Source organism: Paenibacillus sp. FSL H8-0259 (assembly GCF_037963255.1).
Classification (GTDB): domain Bacteria; phylum Bacillota; class Bacilli; order Paenibacillales; family Paenibacillaceae; genus Paenibacillus_AQ; species Paenibacillus_AQ phytohabitans.
Window position 1 is genome coordinate 1,665,574 of the sequence record NZ_CP150147.1, and the last position, 18,075, is coordinate 1,683,648.

18 protein-coding genes are annotated in these 18,075 nt (G+C 51.5%); 12 read left to right on the forward strand and 6 right to left on the reverse strand.

Annotation, left to right across the window (positions count from 1 at the left end; all coding sequences use genetic code 11):
• The first annotated feature begins 23 nt into the window (after positions 1 to 23).
• From NSU01_RS07190 to NSU01_RS07215, 6 genes are all read left to right on the forward strand, one after another.
• A complete protein-coding gene (locus NSU01_RS07190) occupies positions 24 to 878 on the forward strand; it encodes a sugar phosphate isomerase/epimerase family protein (RefSeq protein ID WP_076242424.1) in 855 nt (284 codons plus the stop codon).
• Positions 879 to 892: 14 nt separating this feature from the next.
• Positions 893 to 1,936, forward strand: coding sequence for a Gfo/Idh/MocA family oxidoreductase (locus tag NSU01_RS07195; protein WP_076242425.1), 1,044 nt, complete (start codon positions 893 to 895; stop codon positions 1,934 to 1,936).
• A gap of 15 nt (positions 1,937 to 1,951) precedes the next feature.
• Positions 1,952 to 2,965, forward strand: coding sequence for a Gfo/Idh/MocA family oxidoreductase (locus NSU01_RS07200; protein ID WP_076242426.1), 1,014 nt, complete (start codon positions 1,952 to 1,954; stop codon positions 2,963 to 2,965).
• A gap of 185 nt (positions 2,966 to 3,150) precedes the next feature.
• Positions 3,151 to 3,657: a metallophosphoesterase gene (locus NSU01_RS07205; RefSeq protein ID WP_076242427.1), complete on the forward strand. Its 507-nt coding sequence runs from the start codon at positions 3,151 to 3,153 to the stop codon at positions 3,655 to 3,657.
• Between the two features lie 20 nt (positions 3,658 to 3,677).
• Positions 3,678 to 4,139, forward strand: a complete 462-nt coding sequence (locus NSU01_RS07210; RefSeq protein ID WP_076242428.1) for a GNAT family N-acetyltransferase — start codon at positions 3,678 to 3,680, stop codon at positions 4,137 to 4,139.
• Positions 4,140 to 4,161: 22 nt separating this feature from the next.
• Entirely contained in the window at positions 4,162 to 4,872 is a 711-nt protein-coding gene (locus NSU01_RS07215) for an HAD family hydrolase (RefSeq protein ID WP_076242429.1), read from the forward strand.
• Between the two features lie 77 nt (positions 4,873 to 4,949).
• Here the strand turns inward: NSU01_RS07215 and NSU01_RS07220 are convergent, their stop codons facing one another.
• Complete coding sequence (locus NSU01_RS07220) at positions 4,950 to 6,065, reverse strand: FAD:protein FMN transferase (RefSeq protein ID WP_042134446.1); 1,116 nt, start codon at positions 6,063 to 6,065, stop codon at positions 4,950 to 4,952.
• Between the two features lie 244 nt (positions 6,066 to 6,309).
• Between NSU01_RS07220 and NSU01_RS07225 the strand changes: the two genes are divergently transcribed.
• Together NSU01_RS07225 and NSU01_RS07230 are read left to right on the forward strand one after the other, a co-directional pair.
• The gene (locus NSU01_RS07225) at positions 6,310 to 6,882 is read left to right on the forward strand and encodes a TetR/AcrR family transcriptional regulator (RefSeq protein ID WP_039299874.1); all 573 of its coding nucleotides are present in this window, start codon (positions 6,310 to 6,312) and stop codon (positions 6,880 to 6,882) included.
• A gap of 219 nt (positions 6,883 to 7,101) precedes the next feature.
• Positions 7,102 to 8,760: an SGNH/GDSL hydrolase family protein gene (locus tag NSU01_RS07230; RefSeq protein WP_339303470.1), complete on the forward strand. Its 1,659-nt coding sequence runs from the start codon at positions 7,102 to 7,104 to the stop codon at positions 8,758 to 8,760.
• A 531-nt stretch (positions 8,761 to 9,291) separates the two neighbouring features.
• Here the strand turns inward: NSU01_RS07230 and NSU01_RS07235 are convergent.
• Positions 9,292 to 10,224, reverse strand: coding sequence for a glycosyltransferase family 2 protein (locus NSU01_RS07235; protein ID WP_076242430.1), 933 nt, complete (start codon positions 10,222 to 10,224; stop codon positions 9,292 to 9,294).
• A 270-nt stretch (positions 10,225 to 10,494) separates the two neighbouring features.
• Here NSU01_RS07235 and NSU01_RS07240 point away from each other — a divergent pair, with 270 nt between their 5' ends.
• Together NSU01_RS07240 and NSU01_RS07245 are read left to right on the forward strand one after the other, a co-directional pair.
• Positions 10,495 to 11,778 carry a glycosyltransferase family 4 protein gene (locus NSU01_RS07240; RefSeq protein WP_042134451.1) on the forward strand — a complete coding sequence of 428 codons (1,284 nt, stop codon included), beginning with the start codon at positions 10,495 to 10,497 and terminating at the stop codon, positions 11,776 to 11,778.
• Positions 11,779 to 12,294: 516 nt separating this feature from the next.
• Entirely contained in the window at positions 12,295 to 13,017 is a 723-nt protein-coding gene (locus NSU01_RS07245; protein ID WP_042134452.1) for a DsbA family oxidoreductase, read from the forward strand.
• 96 nt (positions 13,018 to 13,113) lie between these two features.
• On the opposite strand, the gene NSU01_RS07250 is transcribed toward NSU01_RS07245, so the two are convergent.
• From NSU01_RS07250 to NSU01_RS07265, 4 genes are all read right to left on the reverse strand, one after another.
• Entirely contained in the window at positions 13,114 to 14,772 is a 1,659-nt protein-coding gene (locus NSU01_RS07250) for an oleate hydratase (protein ID WP_083442564.1), read from the reverse strand.
• 113 nt (positions 14,773 to 14,885) lie between these two features.
• A complete protein-coding gene (locus NSU01_RS07255) occupies positions 14,886 to 15,455 on the reverse strand; it encodes a TetR-like C-terminal domain-containing protein (RefSeq protein WP_042140838.1) in 570 nt (189 codons plus the stop codon).
• Positions 15,456 to 15,515: 60 nt separating this feature from the next.
• The gene (locus NSU01_RS07260; protein WP_076242431.1) at positions 15,516 to 15,911 is read right to left on the reverse strand and encodes a hypothetical protein; all 396 of its coding nucleotides are present in this window, start codon (positions 15,909 to 15,911) and stop codon (positions 15,516 to 15,518) included.
• Between the two features lie 24 nt (positions 15,912 to 15,935).
• The gene (locus tag NSU01_RS07265; protein WP_305954179.1) at positions 15,936 to 16,460 is read right to left on the reverse strand and encodes a hypothetical protein; all 525 of its coding nucleotides are present in this window, start codon (positions 16,458 to 16,460) and stop codon (positions 15,936 to 15,938) included.
• A 286-nt stretch (positions 16,461 to 16,746) separates the two neighbouring features.
• On the opposite strand from NSU01_RS07265, the gene NSU01_RS07270 reads away from it, so the two are divergent.
• The gene (locus tag NSU01_RS07270; protein WP_042219065.1) at positions 16,747 to 17,412 is read left to right on the forward strand and encodes an amino acid ABC transporter permease; all 666 of its coding nucleotides are present in this window, start codon (positions 16,747 to 16,749) and stop codon (positions 17,410 to 17,412) included.
• On the forward strand, positions 17,393 to 18,070 hold the full coding sequence (locus tag NSU01_RS07275; RefSeq protein WP_042134461.1) for an amino acid ABC transporter permease: 678 nt from the start codon (positions 17,393 to 17,395) through the stop codon (positions 18,068 to 18,070). The genes NSU01_RS07270 and NSU01_RS07275 overlap by 20 nt, the downstream gene beginning before the upstream one ends.
• Positions 18,071 to 18,075: the final 5 nt, after the last annotated feature.

Here is an 18,075-nt window from a genome sequence, read left to right on the forward strand (position 1 = left end):
TAACAAAAATGAGGATGGTAATGATGAGAAAAGGAATTAATATCTGGTCTTTTCCCGAAGGTATGAAGATCGCGGAATGTGTGCGCTTAGCTAAAACTGCAGGGTTCGACGGGCTTGAACTGGCTTTGAATGAAACGGGTGAACTCAGTCTTGAAACCGGTGAGAAGGAAGCATTGAAGCTCAAGGAATCCATTAACGAGACCGGCCTGGAAATTGCCGGACTGGCAACGGGACTGTACTGGTCTTACGCGATGACCAGCGAATCCGGGGCCAATCGGACCAAGGCAATCGACGTATGCAAAAAACAACTGGAGCTTGCTGCTGTGCTTGGCGTGGATACGATTCTTGTGATACCCGGTGCAGTCGGGGTGGATTTCATTCCCGGCAGTGAGGTAGTGGATTACGACAAAGCTTATGACAGGGCGTTAGAGGCGATTGGCGGTCTGGCGCTGGAGGCAGCGAAGACTGGGGTTTCCATAGGGATCGAGAATGTGTGGAATAAATTTCTGCTGTCCCCGCTTGAAATGCGTTCGTTCATTGATTCGGTCGGCTCCAGCTATGTAGGTTCTTATTTGGATGTGGGAAATATTGTACATTCCGGCTATCCGGAGCAGTGGATAAGAATACTGGGCCACCGGATCAAGAAGGTTCACTTCAAGGATTACCGCCGGGAAGCGGGAGGACTGCACGGATTTGTTGATCTGCTTGCCGGGAATGTGAACTATCCGGCTGTGATGGATGCGCTCCGGGAGATTGGATACGACAACTATGTTACAGGTGAAATGATCCCGGCTTACACCCATCATCCGGAACAGATTATTTTCAATACTTCTGCGGCCATGGACGCCATTCTGGGACGTACCAGCCATAAGGCATAAGCGGGGTGAGAGAAATGCTCAGGGTGGGTCTGGTAGGGTTTGGATTCATGGGCCGGATGAACTTTGATCAATACGTCCGGCTTGGCGAAGACGGGTACGAGGTTACGTTGACTGCGATTTGCGACCCGCAGATTGAGAAGCTGAAGCTGGTGAAGTCCGGCGGGAATATGAACACAGACCAGGAGATATACGATTTATCCTCCTATAACCTGTATGAAGATTTGGAGGATATGCTGGCCAATGAGGAGCTAGATGTGGTCAGTCTCGCGGTCCCTACCTTTCTTCATGCTGAGATGGCCTGCTCTCTGTTGGAACGGGGCTACCATGTGTTCTGCGAGAAGCCAATGGCCAGGCATTCCCATGAAGCGTGGAAGATGGCGGAAACGGCGCGAGGCAGCGGCAAGAAGCTGATGATTGGTCATTGTCTGCGGTTCTGGCCGGCATATGAATATTTGAAAAGGCTTGTGGAGGACGGGGAATTCGGCCAGGTTACCGAAGGCTGCTTCTACCGGGGGTCCGGTGCACCGAAAGGCTGGCTGGTAAACGATGAATTGAGCGGCGGCTGCATGCTGGATATGCACATCCACGATACCGATATGATTCATTATTTGTTCGGGAAGCCGGACAAGGTCTCGGCGCTCGGAAGGAATGTCCTGCCGGGCAGCGGCTACGACATTGTGTCTTCCCATTATTATTACAAGGACGGCAAGGTAATCAATGCCCAGGCCGACTGGACGCTGGAAGGGGACTTCGGGTTCAGCATGGGCTTCCGGGTCAATTTTGAACAGGGGAATGCGGTGTTTGACGGCAATGTGCTTGCAGTCAATCCTGTCGGGCAACCGGGTTATACTGCCTCACTCTCCACGCATACCGGCTATTACAGAGAGCTGGTCTATTTCCTGGATGCCATACTGCAGGACAATCCGGTCACAGTATGTCTGCCCGGGAGCACTGCACAATCGCTTGAGATCATTGAGGCTGAGATGGAGTCCGCAGGGCGGCAGGGAGCCTGGGTATCCCTGCATGGAGCGGATATGAAGAAATATAATTCAGAATAATCGGAGGACATTCCTATGCTGAAAGTAGGCTTGATCGGATTCGGATTTATGGGCCGGATGCATTTTGACAATTATGTCCGGTTGACGGAGGAGGGCTATCCGGTTGAATTAAGTGCGATATGTGATCTGCGGATCGAGGAACTCAAGGGCGGCAAAGCAGACGGGAATATGAGCACGGCCCGTGAAGTCTATGATTTGTCTTCTTACAATCTTTATGATGACCTGGAAACAATGCTTGAACAGGAAGAACTGGATGTTATTGATATCTGCGTGCCCACTTATCTGCATGCCGGGATGGCTTGTTCGCTGCTGGAACGCGGATATCACGTTTTCTGCGAGAAACCGATGGGCAGAACTTCGGCGGAAGCACGGAAGATGGCGGAAACGGCAGACCGCAGCGGCAGGAAGCTTATGATTGGACAATGTCTCCGTTTCTGGCCGGGATATGAGTACTTGAAGGAGGCCGTGGAGTCAGGCCAATTCGGTGAGGTGACCGAGGGATATTTCTACCGCGGCTCCGGCGCCCCCAAGGATTGGTTCCTGGATGAGCAGCTCAGCGGCGGCAGTATTCTGGATATGCATATTCACGATACGGATATGATCAGCTACCTGTTCGGCAAGCCGGATAAAGTCTCTACTCTTGCCCGCAATGTCTTACCTGGCAGCGGTTATGATCTTTGCTCCACCCATTACTATTATAAGGACGGAAAAGTAGTCAATGCCCAGGTCGATTGGACGCTGGAAGGAGATTTCGGTTTCTATATGGGTTATCGGGTTAACTTTGAGAAGGGGAATCTTGTATTTGACGGGAATCAGCTTAAAGTGAACCCGAACGATGGACCGGGCTTTATTGCTGAGCTCTCACCGGATACCGGCTACTACCGGGAGCTGGTTTATTTTCTGGATGCGGTTATTCACGATAAGCCGATTGTGGTATGCACCCCGGAGAGTGCGGCAGAATCGCTTGAAATTGTTGAAGCGGAAGTACAATCGGCAGATACTCAAGGGGAATGGGTTGTGCTGGATTGATGCAAGGATGACCTGACGCATCCCCTGCCCGCTTGCTTCTCCCCCCTGCACATCGTACAATTATAGGACGTAAACTTGGGATCTGAACATGAAATGGCTGAGAGTCGCAGTTTACAGCGCTTCTCGGCCATTGTGTTTTTTGAAATGCCGGGTAGGATGACAATAGGAATGGGGAGTGGATGCAGATGAAGGTAGGCGTGGTATCGGATACACATCTCTCAAGCAGGGCCAAGGGGCTGCCCTCCGTGCTTATGGAAGAATTCAGCAAGGTGGATATGATTCTGCATCTGGGCGATTGGGTATCGCTGGAGATCTACGATCTGCTGGCCGGGCTTGCTCCGGTAGAGGGGATTGCCGGCAATAACGACGGATATGAGATTATTCAGCGCTTCGGAGAGAGCAAGATCGTTACGCTGGAGGGCATGCGTATCGGGATGATTCACGGACATGCGCCGTATTCCCGTAAGGGGACGGATGGAAATGCGCTGCTGGCCTTTGAAGGCCAGGAGGTGGACTGTATTCTCTTCGGCCATTCCCATCAGCCGCTGATGCGCCGGGAGAATGGTATTCTGCTGTTCAACCCCGGCTCTCCTACGGACAAACGCCGGGAGAAGCAGTATTCCTTCGGCCTGATGGACATTGAAGACGGGAAGATCACAGCCCGTCATGTCTTTTACGATTCGAGAGACTAAGGGAAAGCAGGGGAGCAGCTATGTTGAATTACCGTTTTGAACGGGCGGAGCTTGCAGATGTAGAGGAGCTTGCTCCACTCTTTGACGAATACCGCAGCTTTTATGGGCAGGCTCCGGACCCGGAGGCTGCCCGGGAGTTCCTGGCGGCGAGGCTGCAGAATGAGGAATCCGTTATTTTTATGGCCGTTGCCGGTGAGGGTGCAGAACGCCGCACGTATGGCCTGGCCCAGCTATACCCCTCCTTCTCTTCCATCTCGGTCCAGCCGGTATGGATTCTGAACGATCTGTTCGTAACGAAGGAGCAGCGCGGACAGGGACTTGGCTCACTGCTGCTTGAAGGCGTGCGCGGATTTGCGCAGGGTACTGGTGCGAAGGGACTGACGCTTTCAACGCTGACGCATAATACCGGCGCACAGCGTCTGTATGAAGCCCAAGGCTACATCCGGGACGAGAGCTTTTTCACTTATCATTTATATTTCTAAAGATATAGTTAGGGGAGTTTACGTGGAGACAAGCAATAAGCTAGCCGTGTTTTTTGATCTGGATGATACGTTGTACGACCATTTGGTGCCTTTCCGGGAAGCGGTGCGCGAGGTGCTGGCGCCAGACGAAGACAAGCTGGATTATGCGGAGCTGTTCTACACCGTCAGGCATCACAGTGATTTACTATGGCCGAAATATCTGCGCGGGGAGCTTGAGCTGGAGGAGACCCGGGTGATGCGGCTGGAGCTGGCTTTTGCCGAATATGGCCTGCCCTTGAACCGGGAGCAGGCAACCAGAGTTCAGGCCTCCTATATTGCCCGCCAGTATACGATCGGGATGATCGAAGGCGTGGCGGAGCAGCTTCAGCGCTTTATTGGCCTGGGGCATCCGGTAGGCATTATCACCAACGGCCCGCTGGAGCACCAGATGGGCAAGCTGCGCGGGCTGGGTATAGATAAGCTCATTCCGCAGGAGATGATCTTCATCTCGGATGCTGTCGGTCTGGCTAAGCCCGACCCGGCCATCTTCGCCCATGTCAATAAGATGACGGGAACTGCACCTGAGAACAGCCTCTATGTAGGTGATACATGGGCTAATGATGTGGTCGGTGCGCTTGCGGCAGGCTGGAAGGTATGCTGGTACAACCCGCGCGGCCGGCAGCCGGGTGGAGATCACACGCCAAGCTATATTTTCACCAATTATAAGGAGTTCAGTGAGCTGCCGCTGGTATGACAAAAAAGGTGCCCTCCCCCAAAGGAAGGCACCTTTTCTGCTTGCATACGATGCTGCACATCCATCACTGCGCGGTATCAATCAGCGAAGCTGTACGTAGGATCGGTCAGATTCAGCCGTTCTCTCAGCGAAGAGGTGGCATAAATCTTGTTGTCGTCTGTGATGAAGAAGGCATCGACCTTCTCCGGGAGCGCTTCTAGATACTTCATGCCGTCTTCGAGACCCATCAGGAATACACCGGTTGACAGGGCATCCGCATCTGTTGCGTTCGGACTCATAATGGTAATGCTCTTCAGCCCGTTCTGGGACGGGAAGCCCGTCCGCGGGTCCAGAATATGATGGTAACGCACACCGTCCTGCATGAAGAAACGTTCGTATACCCCGGATGCATCAATAACCTCGTCAGAGATTTTGATTGTACCCAGCTGGGTACCGCGGCTCTGATCGGGGTCCTGCAGGCCGATATTCCACGGCGAGCCGTTCGGCTTGTTGCCAAGCGCAATAATACTGCTGCCGCCGAGATTGATCATCGCACTGTCCAGACCTTGCGCCTTGAGATAGTCGGCGATCCGGTCAGCGGCATACCCTTTGCCGATCCCGCCCATATCCAGCACCATGCCTTCTTTGGCCAGCTTCACCGTCTTCGCGGCATCATCCACAATAACATCCTTGTAATTGGTCAGGCTGCGGGCTTTATCAATCGCTGCCTGATCGGGAACATGCTCTCCGCCTTCACCGATTGCCCAGAGGTCAACGAGCGGTCCAACAGTCGGATCATATAGCCCGTCCATTTCTTCGGCATATTTGAGGGAAAGCTTCACGATATCTAGCGTTTCGTCGGATACGGCTACGGCTTCTTTACCGGCTGCCTGATTCACAGCGTATAATTCCCCGTTCTCCTTGGTGCGGCTGAACTCGATGTCCATCCGTTCCAGCATCGCCTGAATATCATCCATATTCTTCTGCTCTACAGTATCACCGAAGACCTTGATATTCACGACCGTATCATAAATATAAAACGTCTGTTCCAGGGACTTCGTATCGCCATCTTTTGTGACCGTTGCACCGCCGGGGGTTTCAGTAGTTGTGCTGTCTTTTCCATTGTTTCCCACCAAGAGCCAGATGCCCACAGCTGCGACGATAACAATGACGAGAGCGGCCAGAATAACGCCGGATTTCTTGTTCTTAAACATATTCCACCATCCATAAAGTTAGTTTCTTGATCACATCTTTATTATCATACCCCAGAAAGAATGGCAAGGGATACTAATTTCATGACATTTTGTGCAGAAGAGCAGCTTGCAGAACGGAAGCGGATTGAAACTTTTATCAAAAAGTTGTCTTCTTCCCGGGGACATGGTAAATTGATTTGTGACTTAGTGACCAAAAATTAAATTCAGTCAATTTATGGTCGTACAGAAAGAAAGGAGTTTTACTATGTCCATTGACCGCAAGGCTTTGATCCTGCAGGCAGCGACCCTGTCCTTTGTACAATTTGGCTATAAAGCTACGACTATGGATCAGGTATCCAGAATCGCCAATGTGGGCAAAGGCACGATCTATACTTTTTTCAAAACCAAAGAAGAGCTGTTTGAGGAAATTCTGGACAAGGCTTCGCAGGAATTAATGTCGGTGATGAACCGTGTAGCGGCGGAACAAACGACCTTTGTGCATAATTTGCTTAATCTGCTGGATTCCATTCTGGAATTCCGGTCTGATCATGAGCTATTTGTGAAGCTCGCCCAGGAGGTGCGGGACATCGGAACAGCCCAGGCGCTGGAAGGTGTTAAGCGGATGGAGGCATACGCGCTGGATTTCTTGAGACAGCAGATTGAGGAAGCCATCGGCAGCGGTGAAGTGAAGCCCTGTGATTCCAGTGTTGCGGCATTTATGATTCTGCGAATGTACCTGGCGCTCACCACGGAATGGAACAAATCCCATGAGCCGCTGGACAAAAACCGGATTAAAGAGCATATGATCCTATTCATTTCTACAGGGATTTTACTATAGTATGGTGGACAAACTAGAGAATTATTGTAATAACTTAACAAAGTCCGTCTTTCCCGGTTGAGCGTAGTCCGCCTCCCGTCTATAATGAGAGCGTCTTCATATATACCGGAAAGCGAGCTGATCCAAGTGGAGGGCAATAACATTGATTTTACCGGCGGCAGATTGGAAGGTCCGGCGGCCCCCAAAGATCCGGAGGAGAGAAGAAGCGGCTTCTTCGTCATGTTCGAAACAGCGATCGAGGCGACAGCCAGAGCGGAGGGCAGTCCATCCCAGGAAGTGTATCTGGAAGGCAATTATCTGACGGATAAGGCAAGATACATAGGCGGGATTACGGATGAGGGGATGCTGGCGCTTCTGACAACCTGGGCGGGGTTCCGTGAACTGGTGCATAGCATCGGGGTGTCCGTGAAGACCGGTACCGGCAGTGAAGGGGGAACGGTCTCCTTTCTTATGCAGAACTGGGGCAGAAGCAGCAAGTATGAGACAGGAACGCAGCTGCGAGTCCCCTGTCCGGGGGACGGGACGGAGGTATTGCTGAAGCTGGAGGAGGTCATGTGGTCCGGGGACGATGTAAGTCCCGGCAAATTCGCTTTTGAATTTGGCCGTGAAGGAGAGCTGGCAACGGCGAGTATTATTTTCTATTTGAATGATGGCTATACTGCGCCAGAAGCTACAATGGAAGCTCCGGTTGACTTCGGTTCACTGGAATACCGCGCAATGATTGCTAAGTCTCTGCTGCATTCGGGCAATAATTACCGGCTCAGAACAGCAATAGACAAGGCAATTAAGGGTGAGGATGTCACCATTGCTTATATTGGAGGATCCATCACCCAGGGTGCAGGGGCTAAGCCGACCCACACCGGATGTTATGCCTACCAGTCTTATTTGCAGTTCAAGGAGCTGTTCGGTAAGGACGGTGGAGAGAATATCCATTATGTGAAAGCCGGAGTAGGCGGGACGCCTTCTGAGCTTGGAGTAATCCGTTATGAAAGAGATATTCTGCGGGAGGGTGCGGTAACGCCGGATATCGTGGTGGTGGAATTTGCAGTGAATGACGAGGGTGATGAAACGAAGGGCAATTGCTTCGAGAGCCTTTGTCTAAAAATCCTGTCTGACCCGGCCCGGCCCGCCGTGATTCTGCTGTTCAGTGTGTTTGTGAATGACTGGAACCTTCAGGAACGGCTCGCTCCTGTGGGCAGGCACTATAACCTCCCGATGGTCAGCATCAAAGATGCGGTAACCGGACAATTCCGTCTGAGCAAGACTGAGGGGAACGTCATATCGAAACGGCAATTTTTCTACGATATTTATCATCCTGCTAATGACGGACACCGGGTAATGGCAGACTGTCTGGGTTATTTATTCTCCGAGACCTGCCGGTCGCTCCGGGACGAAGAGGATATTACAACCGCTAAACGGCCGGTTCTCGGAAATGATTACGCGAATATACGGCTGCTTGACCGCAAGAGCCTGACTGGTCTCAGTGATATCGGAGTGGAAGCTGGCGGTTTCGGGGCGACCGACACGGATTTGCAGCGGGTAGAGCTGGATGCCGATCCCTTCGGCACCCCGGAATTTCCGCATAACTGGCTGCATACGGCAGCATACGGTGAGGATAGCTTCAGGATGACCCTCACCAGCAGCATTCTGATCCTCGTATACAAGGATTCGGGCAGCCCTGAGTTTGGCAGAGCAGATATCTTCGTCGATGGCAGCCTTGTGCTGACTGCTGATCCGCATGTGAACAGCTGGACGCACTGCAATCCGGTCATTCTGTACCAGAATGAGCAGAGTCAGCAGCATGTCATTGAGATCCGCATGGCGAAGGAAGATAAGGACAAATGCTTTACGATACTGGGCTTCGGTTATACAGTGTGATGGTTTAAGAACTGGCACACAACAGGACTGAAGAAGTGAGTTCATTCAAACAATGCAGCAACTTATGTATTCAGTCCAAGTGGAAATTCAGTGATAGTTGTATTATGTACAATTAAAACCTGCGAAAAGGGTTGTTTCCGTCTTATAACTGCAGTCTGTACAACTAAATCCGCCCGAATCGGACAGAACCCTCTACAACCGGCATTTTAATTGCACGAAATACAACTAAACGGATAATGGGTTGGTAAACAGATGATTTAGTTGTACAAAGTACAATTAAGCATATCGGATACCGTAATCCGATCACTGTAATCCGGTCACCGCAAACCTTCAGTAGTGGCGTAGGAGAATTTTGGAACTGTAGGACGACAGCGTCCGCCTTTGTCTGCGGATTTCCACCGCGAACAGCGGGTTAAATTCAAGAAATCGGCAGACGGGCAGCGGCCGGAGGGTTAAACATTCTCTGGAGTCACGGCAATCCCATAATAGAAAAAATACAAGTTCAATCTATATAGGTTGAATCTGGCGCTGCTAGTCCAGCATAAATTCCCTGTATTTATCCTTGCGGGGGTTCAGTACGAAGAGAATTCCGCTGGCATAGCCCGAGACGGCATTGAAATTCCGCTTGAGGGTAGCTTTGCCGGTTAAATAGGTCAGTGTCCACAGCAATGCGGCATAATTCTTCACCGGTGCCTTGCGCAGATTAAGCAAATAATAATGATTCACTGCAGTAGCCCGGGCCACCCGGCCTGCCTTGTCGCGGGAGCTGGGAGATTCATGATGCATAATCTTCATCTCCGGGTTGATGACAAGCTTGCCGTATCTGCTGGCCAGATGGCACATATAGATATCGTCAGCCACCGCGTAGCTGGTCATCCAGGGGTAAGGCTTCATGTCCTGCAGCGCAGACGTCCGGAAGGACATATTGCAGCCATGGAAGAAATCCGTCTCGAAAATATTCTCGGTCTCCCCCCACAGCAGCAGGGAGCCTGCCAGTGTGCTTGCCGACAGCCTGCCGGGTGAAGCCGACATCTGGCAGGTCAGCCTGCCGAGCAGTTTGCCGGACCTGCTGCTGGAGAGGCCCTTGGCGATGCCGCCAACTCCGGCAATGGACGGGTCCGAAGCGTAGGTGTCCAGCATCCGGCGGATGTAGAGCGGATCATCCAGCTCGGCATCGTCATCGAAGCTGAGCAGAATCTCACCGTCGATAAGCCCCAGGGCTTCATAGCGGGAGAGCCAGACGCCGGGTTTGGTTTTGCGGTAATAGCGCAGCTCGGCTTGAGGCATACGCCCCAGTACCTTGCGGAAATACTCCAGCACTTTCTCCTCAATCTCGCCGTCATCCACAATCAGCAGTTCAATTGAAACATCCTCCAGCTCTGTCTGCCTGCCGATGGATTCAATGCACAGGGTCAGATCGCTGATCCGGTTGCGTGTAGGAATTACTATAGACAGATCATGCATACCGCTGACTCCTCCCGGGACGTCCTAGACTGTCCGCATTAATTTTAGATTACAATGCACCGAAAGTACGTGTTGATCTAATTTTACTCCCCCTTTTGTAGGCCGTATATACCACTTTGGTTTACTTTTATTTAGTACAGTTGCGCTTATAATAGAATTAATTTCAGAATGTATATGCTTTCAAAACCTAAGCGGATGCTTCCGAAGCAGGTTTTGTACGAAGTATCATCTGAAGAAGCAAAGCTAACAAAACTTTTAGGAGGGGACGTTATGCATGTCGGGATCTTTATGCATACCAATTACTTTGAAGATTTCTTCGTAAAGGGTCTGGGTCTCAGTGAAGAGGAATATGTACATTCGTATCATAACGATTTTTCTTTCGACTATGCGCGTCTTCTGCAAACCAAGGGGATCCGCACGACCATCTACAATTTCACCAGGATTGGGAGTGAGGTCCGCACCTATCAGCACGGAATCGTGGATTGTACGATTAAGTTTATCCCGGTGGGCATGCTGTATAAATGGTATTCCGTCATTCCCTTGTCCCACCGGACACCGATCGGCAAATTCGTATCACAATATATATCCACGATTCAGAGAGACCTGTGTGATATTCTACGGGGAGACGGAGTCAGCCTGATTTATGCCCAGGAATATGCTTCCGGACGGTTTGAGCGGCTGGCTGCCGCTGCGAAGAAGCTGAGCATCCCGATCATTGCCGCTTACCACGGGGGCAGCATCCATAAGTGGATTCTGCCGATCAAGAAGCATACGCTTCATAAGGCAGCATTCATGACTACGCTTAACGAAGATGAGCAGAACAGCATGGTGCGCCACTTTCCGCATCTGGAGGGGCGGATCCGGCTGCTGCCGAATTTCGTGAATTCGGCGATCTTTTACCGGCGGGATAAGGATGAGGCGATAGCCGCATTGGGGCTGGACCCCGGCTGCAGATATATCATTACCGTTGGACGGCTGTTTGAACATCAAAAGGGCCATTCGCTGCTGGTGCAGGCCATGGAGCAGCTGAAGCAGCACCCTGACCTTAGAATATTGGTTGCCGGCGGCGGTCCGGATGAACAGAGTCTGAAGGATCTGATCCGGGCCAAGGGGCTGGAGGACCGCTTCATCATGCTCGGTACAATTCGCAACAAGGATATGTTGGCCAGCTATTACAGCGTCTCTGAGCTGTTTGTGCTGCCTTCGCGTTATGAAGGATTGCCGCTGGTTATCCTGGAAGCGGGAGCCTGCGGTCTTCCAACCGTTGCTTTTAATGTGATGGGGGTCAGAGGTCTGGTACGCCACGGGGAGAGCGGACTGCTTGCTGAAGGGCTTGACCCGGCTAAACTAGCTGCATCCCTGGATCAGCTGCTCGGCAATCCTGATATGTGTCGGGAGATGGGGGCAGCAGCGCTACAGATCGTCCGTTCCGAATATTCGGAAGAGATTATCGGAGCCAGACTCTACAATCTGCTTCAGGAGAGCTTGGGGCTTGATCCGTCCGTACCGCTCTTCGGTGAGGGGTATGCTTCGGAGTTAACGTCTCCCTTGTAGACCGCTGTCTTATTGTTGTGCCGTTGTGACTGAGGCCGCGGCTGCCGAAATACGGCGGATGGTCACTCCTCTAATTGGCGAACCCGTTGCAGATCCGATGCTCTGCGACTACATAGAAGCCTATAGCTGCTGTATACCTGGATAGAGGCCGATAGAGGCTATACAGGCATACTGCAGCTTGTTGCGGAACGGGGCGATTATTTTGGGATAGCTGCCGCATATATAAACAGACCCGCTATAAGCAAGCATCCAATCTGCGGATGATCACCCCGGAATCCTCTCTGAACAATGGAACGCCTCCCTAAATACATCTGCGGACTTGATATGGAATTCACCTGCCGTCTAATCACCAATTAGTCAATGTAATGATCCATAAGCACCGGAACAACGCCATCTGTATCCCGGCAGAAAGTTTGTTTGTAATTTTCGGTTTTTAACTATATAATAGTAAGTGACATGTAAGACTCGTCGATTGTAGTACAGCGTTGCATCCAATACATTTCAGGAGGAATTCCCATGAGAATAGATATATGGTCCGATTATGCCTGCCCGTTCTGCTATATCGGCAAAAGACGGCTGGAGCACGCCCTGAGCCAGTTCCCGGACCGTGACAAGGTGGAGGTCGTATTCCGCAGCTTCCAGCTGGATCCGAATGCGCGCACCGACGAAACGAGAGATATTCACGATATTCTGGCTGCCAAATACGGCATGACCCGTGACAAGGCTAAAGCTACGAACGCACAGCTCGCCGAACAGGCGCAGGGTGTGGGTCTTGAGTTCAACTTCGATACGGTCCAGTCGACCAATACGTTCGACGGTCACCGCTTAAGCCATTACGCGGCTACAAAGGGTAAAGCCCCGCAAATGACCGAACGGCTGCTGCGCGCGTATTTCACCGACTCGCTGAATCTCGGTGACCGCAAGGTACTGGCTGAGCTGGCCGCAGAGATCGGACTCGATCAGGCTGAGACGGCTGCGGTGCTGGAGAGCGACGCTTATGCTGATCAGGTGAATGCAGATATTGATGCGGCCCGGCTGCTGAATATCACCGGCGTGCCGTTCTTCGTCTTCAACAACAAATACGCGGTGTCCGGCGCGCAGCCGGGTCCGGTATTCACCGAAGTCCTGGACACCGTATGGGCCGAAGAACAGAATGCTCCTGTGCTCCAGGTAGTCGGCAAGCCGCAGTCCAAGGCAGAAGATGCTGACGGCTGTGATGATGGCTCCTGCAGCATCTGATTCCGCTTAGGCAGACTGCACACAAATACCCCGCTGTATGGATTCTCTCCATGCAGCGGGGTATTTCGTTTGCCTATTCCGGGCCATATAACCGTACTATCTGAACGAAGTCACAAGGCTCGATAACAGCGTGCGCACATCATGCTGGTATTCCTTGATCGGCTCCACCGGACGGTTAATGCCGAACAGGGTGTAGACAGCGATTCGGGCTGCACGGACGGAATATTCTTCCGTGAAAACCACATCGTCTGGGATTTCGCAATATTGGCCGACAAAGGCCAAGTTGGTGGAGCCTTCAGGCACAACCTGCGGCCGGTCGCTGTTCAGTCTTGGCATGAACTGGGACGTAATGTACGGCATCATGCAAGGAATGCAATTGGCAGTAGCCATAATCTCTTCCTTATGCGCCTCGAAATGGAGATGGCCAATCAGCTCCTGCATGATCTCTTCGCCGGTACAGTCGCACATTTTCTTGTGAACATAATCGCCGACCTTGTCCGGATACAGTCCGTAACCCCAGAATACCTTGACATGCTCCGGCTGGTTGCGGAAATGCGGCTGGAAGGCCAATACAACGGACATCAGCCAGCTGGAATCCTTGAAGGTCACGAGTGCTCCGGTGCCGGCCCGGTTGCGCGTGAAGTCTTCCATCAGGTCGAAGAACTTCGAGTCCTGGAAGGTAACCGTGAAGGATTCCCACTTGGACTCGTCCACATGATCGTCGAAAGACGAAGGATTGCCGAGACCCGGCTTCTTGGCGGCGATATTCTCCCACAGCTTCCACGAGCTGCCTTTGCCGTTCAGGCGCGGCGCCGAGGTCATCGAGCCGAGGCTGGAGCCTTCGGTCATCGAACCGTTGGTGATAATCACACGGTCGCCTTCGTTAATCTCGATCACGTCTTCCACGCCTTGGCGGGAGACCTTCATTTTCGTAACGGTAATGCCGTCGCCTTCTTTGAATTCCAGATCAGTTACCGTACATTTTAACGTGAAATCTACGCCAAGCGGTTCCAGATACTGGTGCAGCGGCAGAATAATCGAATCATATTGATTGTAAGGGGTGCGGGTTACGCCTTCGAGCGTCTGAATTCTCGGGAATTCATGAATGAAGCGGATCATATAGCGTTTCAGTTCAACCGCACTATGCCAAGGCTGGAAGGCGAAGGTAGTCGCCCACATATACCAGAAGTTGGTGGTGAAGAAATGCGGGCCGAACCAGTCATTGATCCGTGCTTTACCCATTTTGGCCTCCGGAGTAATGATCAGCTTGCCGAGGGCCAGGCGGTCAGCCATATCGAAGCCCATCGAATTGACATCCTGAATCTCACCCTTGCTGTCGACCAGGCGCGCCTTGGAGCGGGTTGGATTGGCATCATCGAACTGGGTGATTTCTTCCCGCAGCGTCAGCCCCGGCTGGTCAATCGATGGAATCGTATTTAGAAGTTCCCATAGGTTCTCATAGGTTTCGTCGTTCAGCATCCGGCCGCCCCGGATCACATAGCCGTGCTCCTCATTGCCTGAGCCGTCATTGCTGCCGCCGAGGATCTTCATCTCTTCAATAATGTGAATGTTCTGTCCGGGAAAACCACAGTCTCTGACGAGGTATGCCGCACCCGCAAGTGATGCAATTCCGCCGCCGACAAAATACACCTGCTCGTTACCGTACTCTTTTTTCACTGATTGTCGCCTCCATAGGTTTGCTTGATTGCTGTACCTGAACCGAGTGTAATATAGCGCCGCTGTGGAAGGTATCATCAAAAGTCCGCGAGTGTATGAAATTTGGTCATATGGAGCAAAGTGTATAGTTTTTGGACAGGAAAATAACCCCAAAACATATTATTTCATTAAAAAAGCCGCAACCCGGAGGGTTACGGCATCGCCTGTTCATATTTATGCAGCGCCTTGAGGAAGTTCCCTTCGATCAGCACGCTGAGCTTCTCAATCATATGCTTCGGCTGATCCTTCATACCGTCGCGCATCCACTGAATCACAAGCCCGGTGAAGGCCAGCGTGTAGAAGTTAGCGATAAATTGCTTATCCTCCAGCCTGATATCCATCCCGGCGGCCAGCTCGTTAATGACTCCCATGATCAGATCATTAGTTACCTCATACAAGTAGGCGTCGAGGTGTGTCCGTCCCAGCGAGTCCAGCGTGTTGCAGCAGAAGGCTTTATTGCTCTCAATATAGCAGAAAATCCGGTGAAATCCGTCCGTCCACGTGCTGTAACTGCGGTACTGGGCAATGCTCTCAACCGCCTCAGTCTTATAGATCCAGCCCAGGAGGTCGAAGATATCCTGAAAATGATAATAAAAGGTCTGCCGGTTCACTCCGCAGTCGTCGACCAGATGCCTGACGGAGATTTTGTTCAGCGGAATATGTGCCATTAGCTCTTTCAGGGAGCGGGCGAGCGCATTTTTGGTCAGCAAGGAATTGGACATCAGGGTCATCAGCTCCTCTTGTAATCCTGTATAAGGGTAGAGTCCGGCCAGCAGAAGGCATCAGCGTTTGCGCAAATATTGAACAAGCAGTCGGCTGCCTTCCACAAGCAAACCCAGGACGAAACCACCCGCCGTGAACAGGAGAAAAGACAGAAAGCCCGCAAGATCCTCCCAGCCTGACATATCGCGGGAAGTGTAAATGAACATCAGGCTGATCCCGAGCACAACGCCTGCGGTCGAGAATATCCACACCAGCCGGGCGCCATACCAGCCGAAGCTGTTAATAATACCGGAGAGCACGATAGAAAGAGCAGCCCAGCGAAGTAAGATCAGAAGATCGAAACTCTCGCCGAGCAGCACGAACCGGTGCAGAATCAGCAGCAGCCATACAATCAGCGCATAACTGACATACCACCAGAGCCAGCGGCCCGTCCTTGCAGGAGGCAGAAAATTCATATGCAGTTCACCCCGCCTTAAGAATTATACCTCCTCCAGTTCCCCGGCGCTTTGCAGCAGGAACTTCAGAAGGTTCGGAATATCTTCCATCTGTTCTTCAGTGATTTGTCGCTTGAACTGCAGTTCTATGCAGTTATTGTACGTATCGCCTTCCTGGCCGTAGCGGAAGCTGAGGGACTGGACAGGCTGGAAATCCGGCCCCCAGATCGTAGACAGAATCTTCTCCGCCGCTGGACACTGCACATTCACATCGTCAATCTCCATATAAAAGCGTAATAGAAGAGTGCAACCGGGATCACTCCCCGGTGTTTCCATAATTTCGTCGCTCAGATCCTTCACCGAAGATTGCAGCATAATTTCGGAGGTTACATTATTGCCTTCAGTCAATTTGAAAGAGAGACTGAACTCCCGTGACATCAGCGCGAGGTTCAGCAAATCCGACCGGTCCGTCACGACAAGGATTCCATCCAGATTATCGTAGTCGTAGATCTGGTTCTCAAAAGCGATTTTAATATTGTCAAATACAGTAGGATGGAACAAGAGCGGCACCTTCTAACGTTTCTCTGTATTGTACCATGACGCGGAAAAGAGTGAAAATTAAGAAAACATAGTTGACAAGTAGGCATTATGTGAATAAGATGATTACCACAGTATGTGAGGTTTTTGTAAGAATTTTAAATAGTTTGGCAGAATTGTACATAGGGCAATCATAGTTGCTCACAAAAATCCAAAGGCGTCTTAAGCCGCCTATAAAGTGGGGTTTTCACATTTGAATAGTTAGTTTTAGCTGCATTCATGGGGGATTTTATTTACAGACAAAGGGTTGTGAATGGTTATGAATTTGGATTGGGAGTTTATCGCCGAGAGCCTGCCGCTGTATGGTGACGCGATGTGGCTGACCTTGAAGCTGGCCTTCTGGGCCATTCTGTTCTCGCTGGTGCTGGGACTGATATTCAGCGTTATCCTGTATTACAAAGTGAAGGGCATCAGCTTCATTATTCAAGCTTATATCGAGCTGTCGAGGAATACCCCGCTGCTGGTACAGCTGTTCTTCCTATACTATGGCTTGCCTAAGGTCGGCCTTCGGATGAGTGAGGTCACATGTGCCATTGTCGGGCTGACCTTCCTGGGAGGCAGTTATATGACCGAGGCCTTCCGCGGCGGAATGGAAGCTGTAAGCAGGACACAGGTGGAGTCGGGACTTAGTATCGGATTATCCCGGACCCAGCTCGCCAGATATGTTATTCTTCCGCAGGCCTTTGCCATCAGCATTCCTTCACTGGGAGCGAATGTGATTTTTCTGCTCAAGGAGACCTCCATTGTCGGAGCAATCGCCTTAATGGATCTGATGAATGTGGCGAAGGATCTGATCGGCATGCATTACAAAACAGCGGAATCCCTGCTGCTGCTGGTGGCCGCTTATCTCATTCTGGTGCTTCCTCTGTCGGTTGTGCTGAGCTGGCTGGAAAGGAAGGTAAGATATGCAGAATTCGGGGATTGAGGTACTGTTTGAAGGCTCGAACTTCGAGCGTCTGCTCGGCGGTCTGCTGGTCACCATTGAAATTTCGTTTGTTTCCATTGTGATCGGGACGGTGCTGGGCATAGTGATGGGGCTGCTCCGGACGCTGAACGTGAAGCCGCTGCAGGCATTGCTACGTTTGTATCTGGAGGCCTTCCGGATCATACCGATTCTGGTCTGGCTCTACGTTGTGCATTTCAGCTTCACACCTCTATTAAATATCGACATTAGCGGTGAGACTACTTCCATTCTGGTGTTCAGCCTGTGGGGAGCGGCCGAGATTGGCGACATTGTGCGGGGGGCGCTGCAGTCCATGCCGAAGCATCAGGAGGAATCGGGTGCAGCGCTGGGACTCAGCCGGGGGCAGCTGTACAGGTATGTTCTTATCCCTCAGGCTATCCGCAGAATGGTGCCTGGCGCAATTAACCTGGCGACACGGATGATCAAGACCACCTCGCTCGTTGTGCTGATTGGAGTGATAGAGGTTGTGAAGATCGGTCAGCAGATCATTGAGCTTGGGGTCATCAAAGCGCCAAACGCTTCGTTTTGGGTGTATGGCTTCATCTTTATCCTGTACTTTGCCGTATGTTTCCCGTTATCCCGTATTTCCCGGAGAGTGGAACGCAGATGGCAGAATTAGCCGTT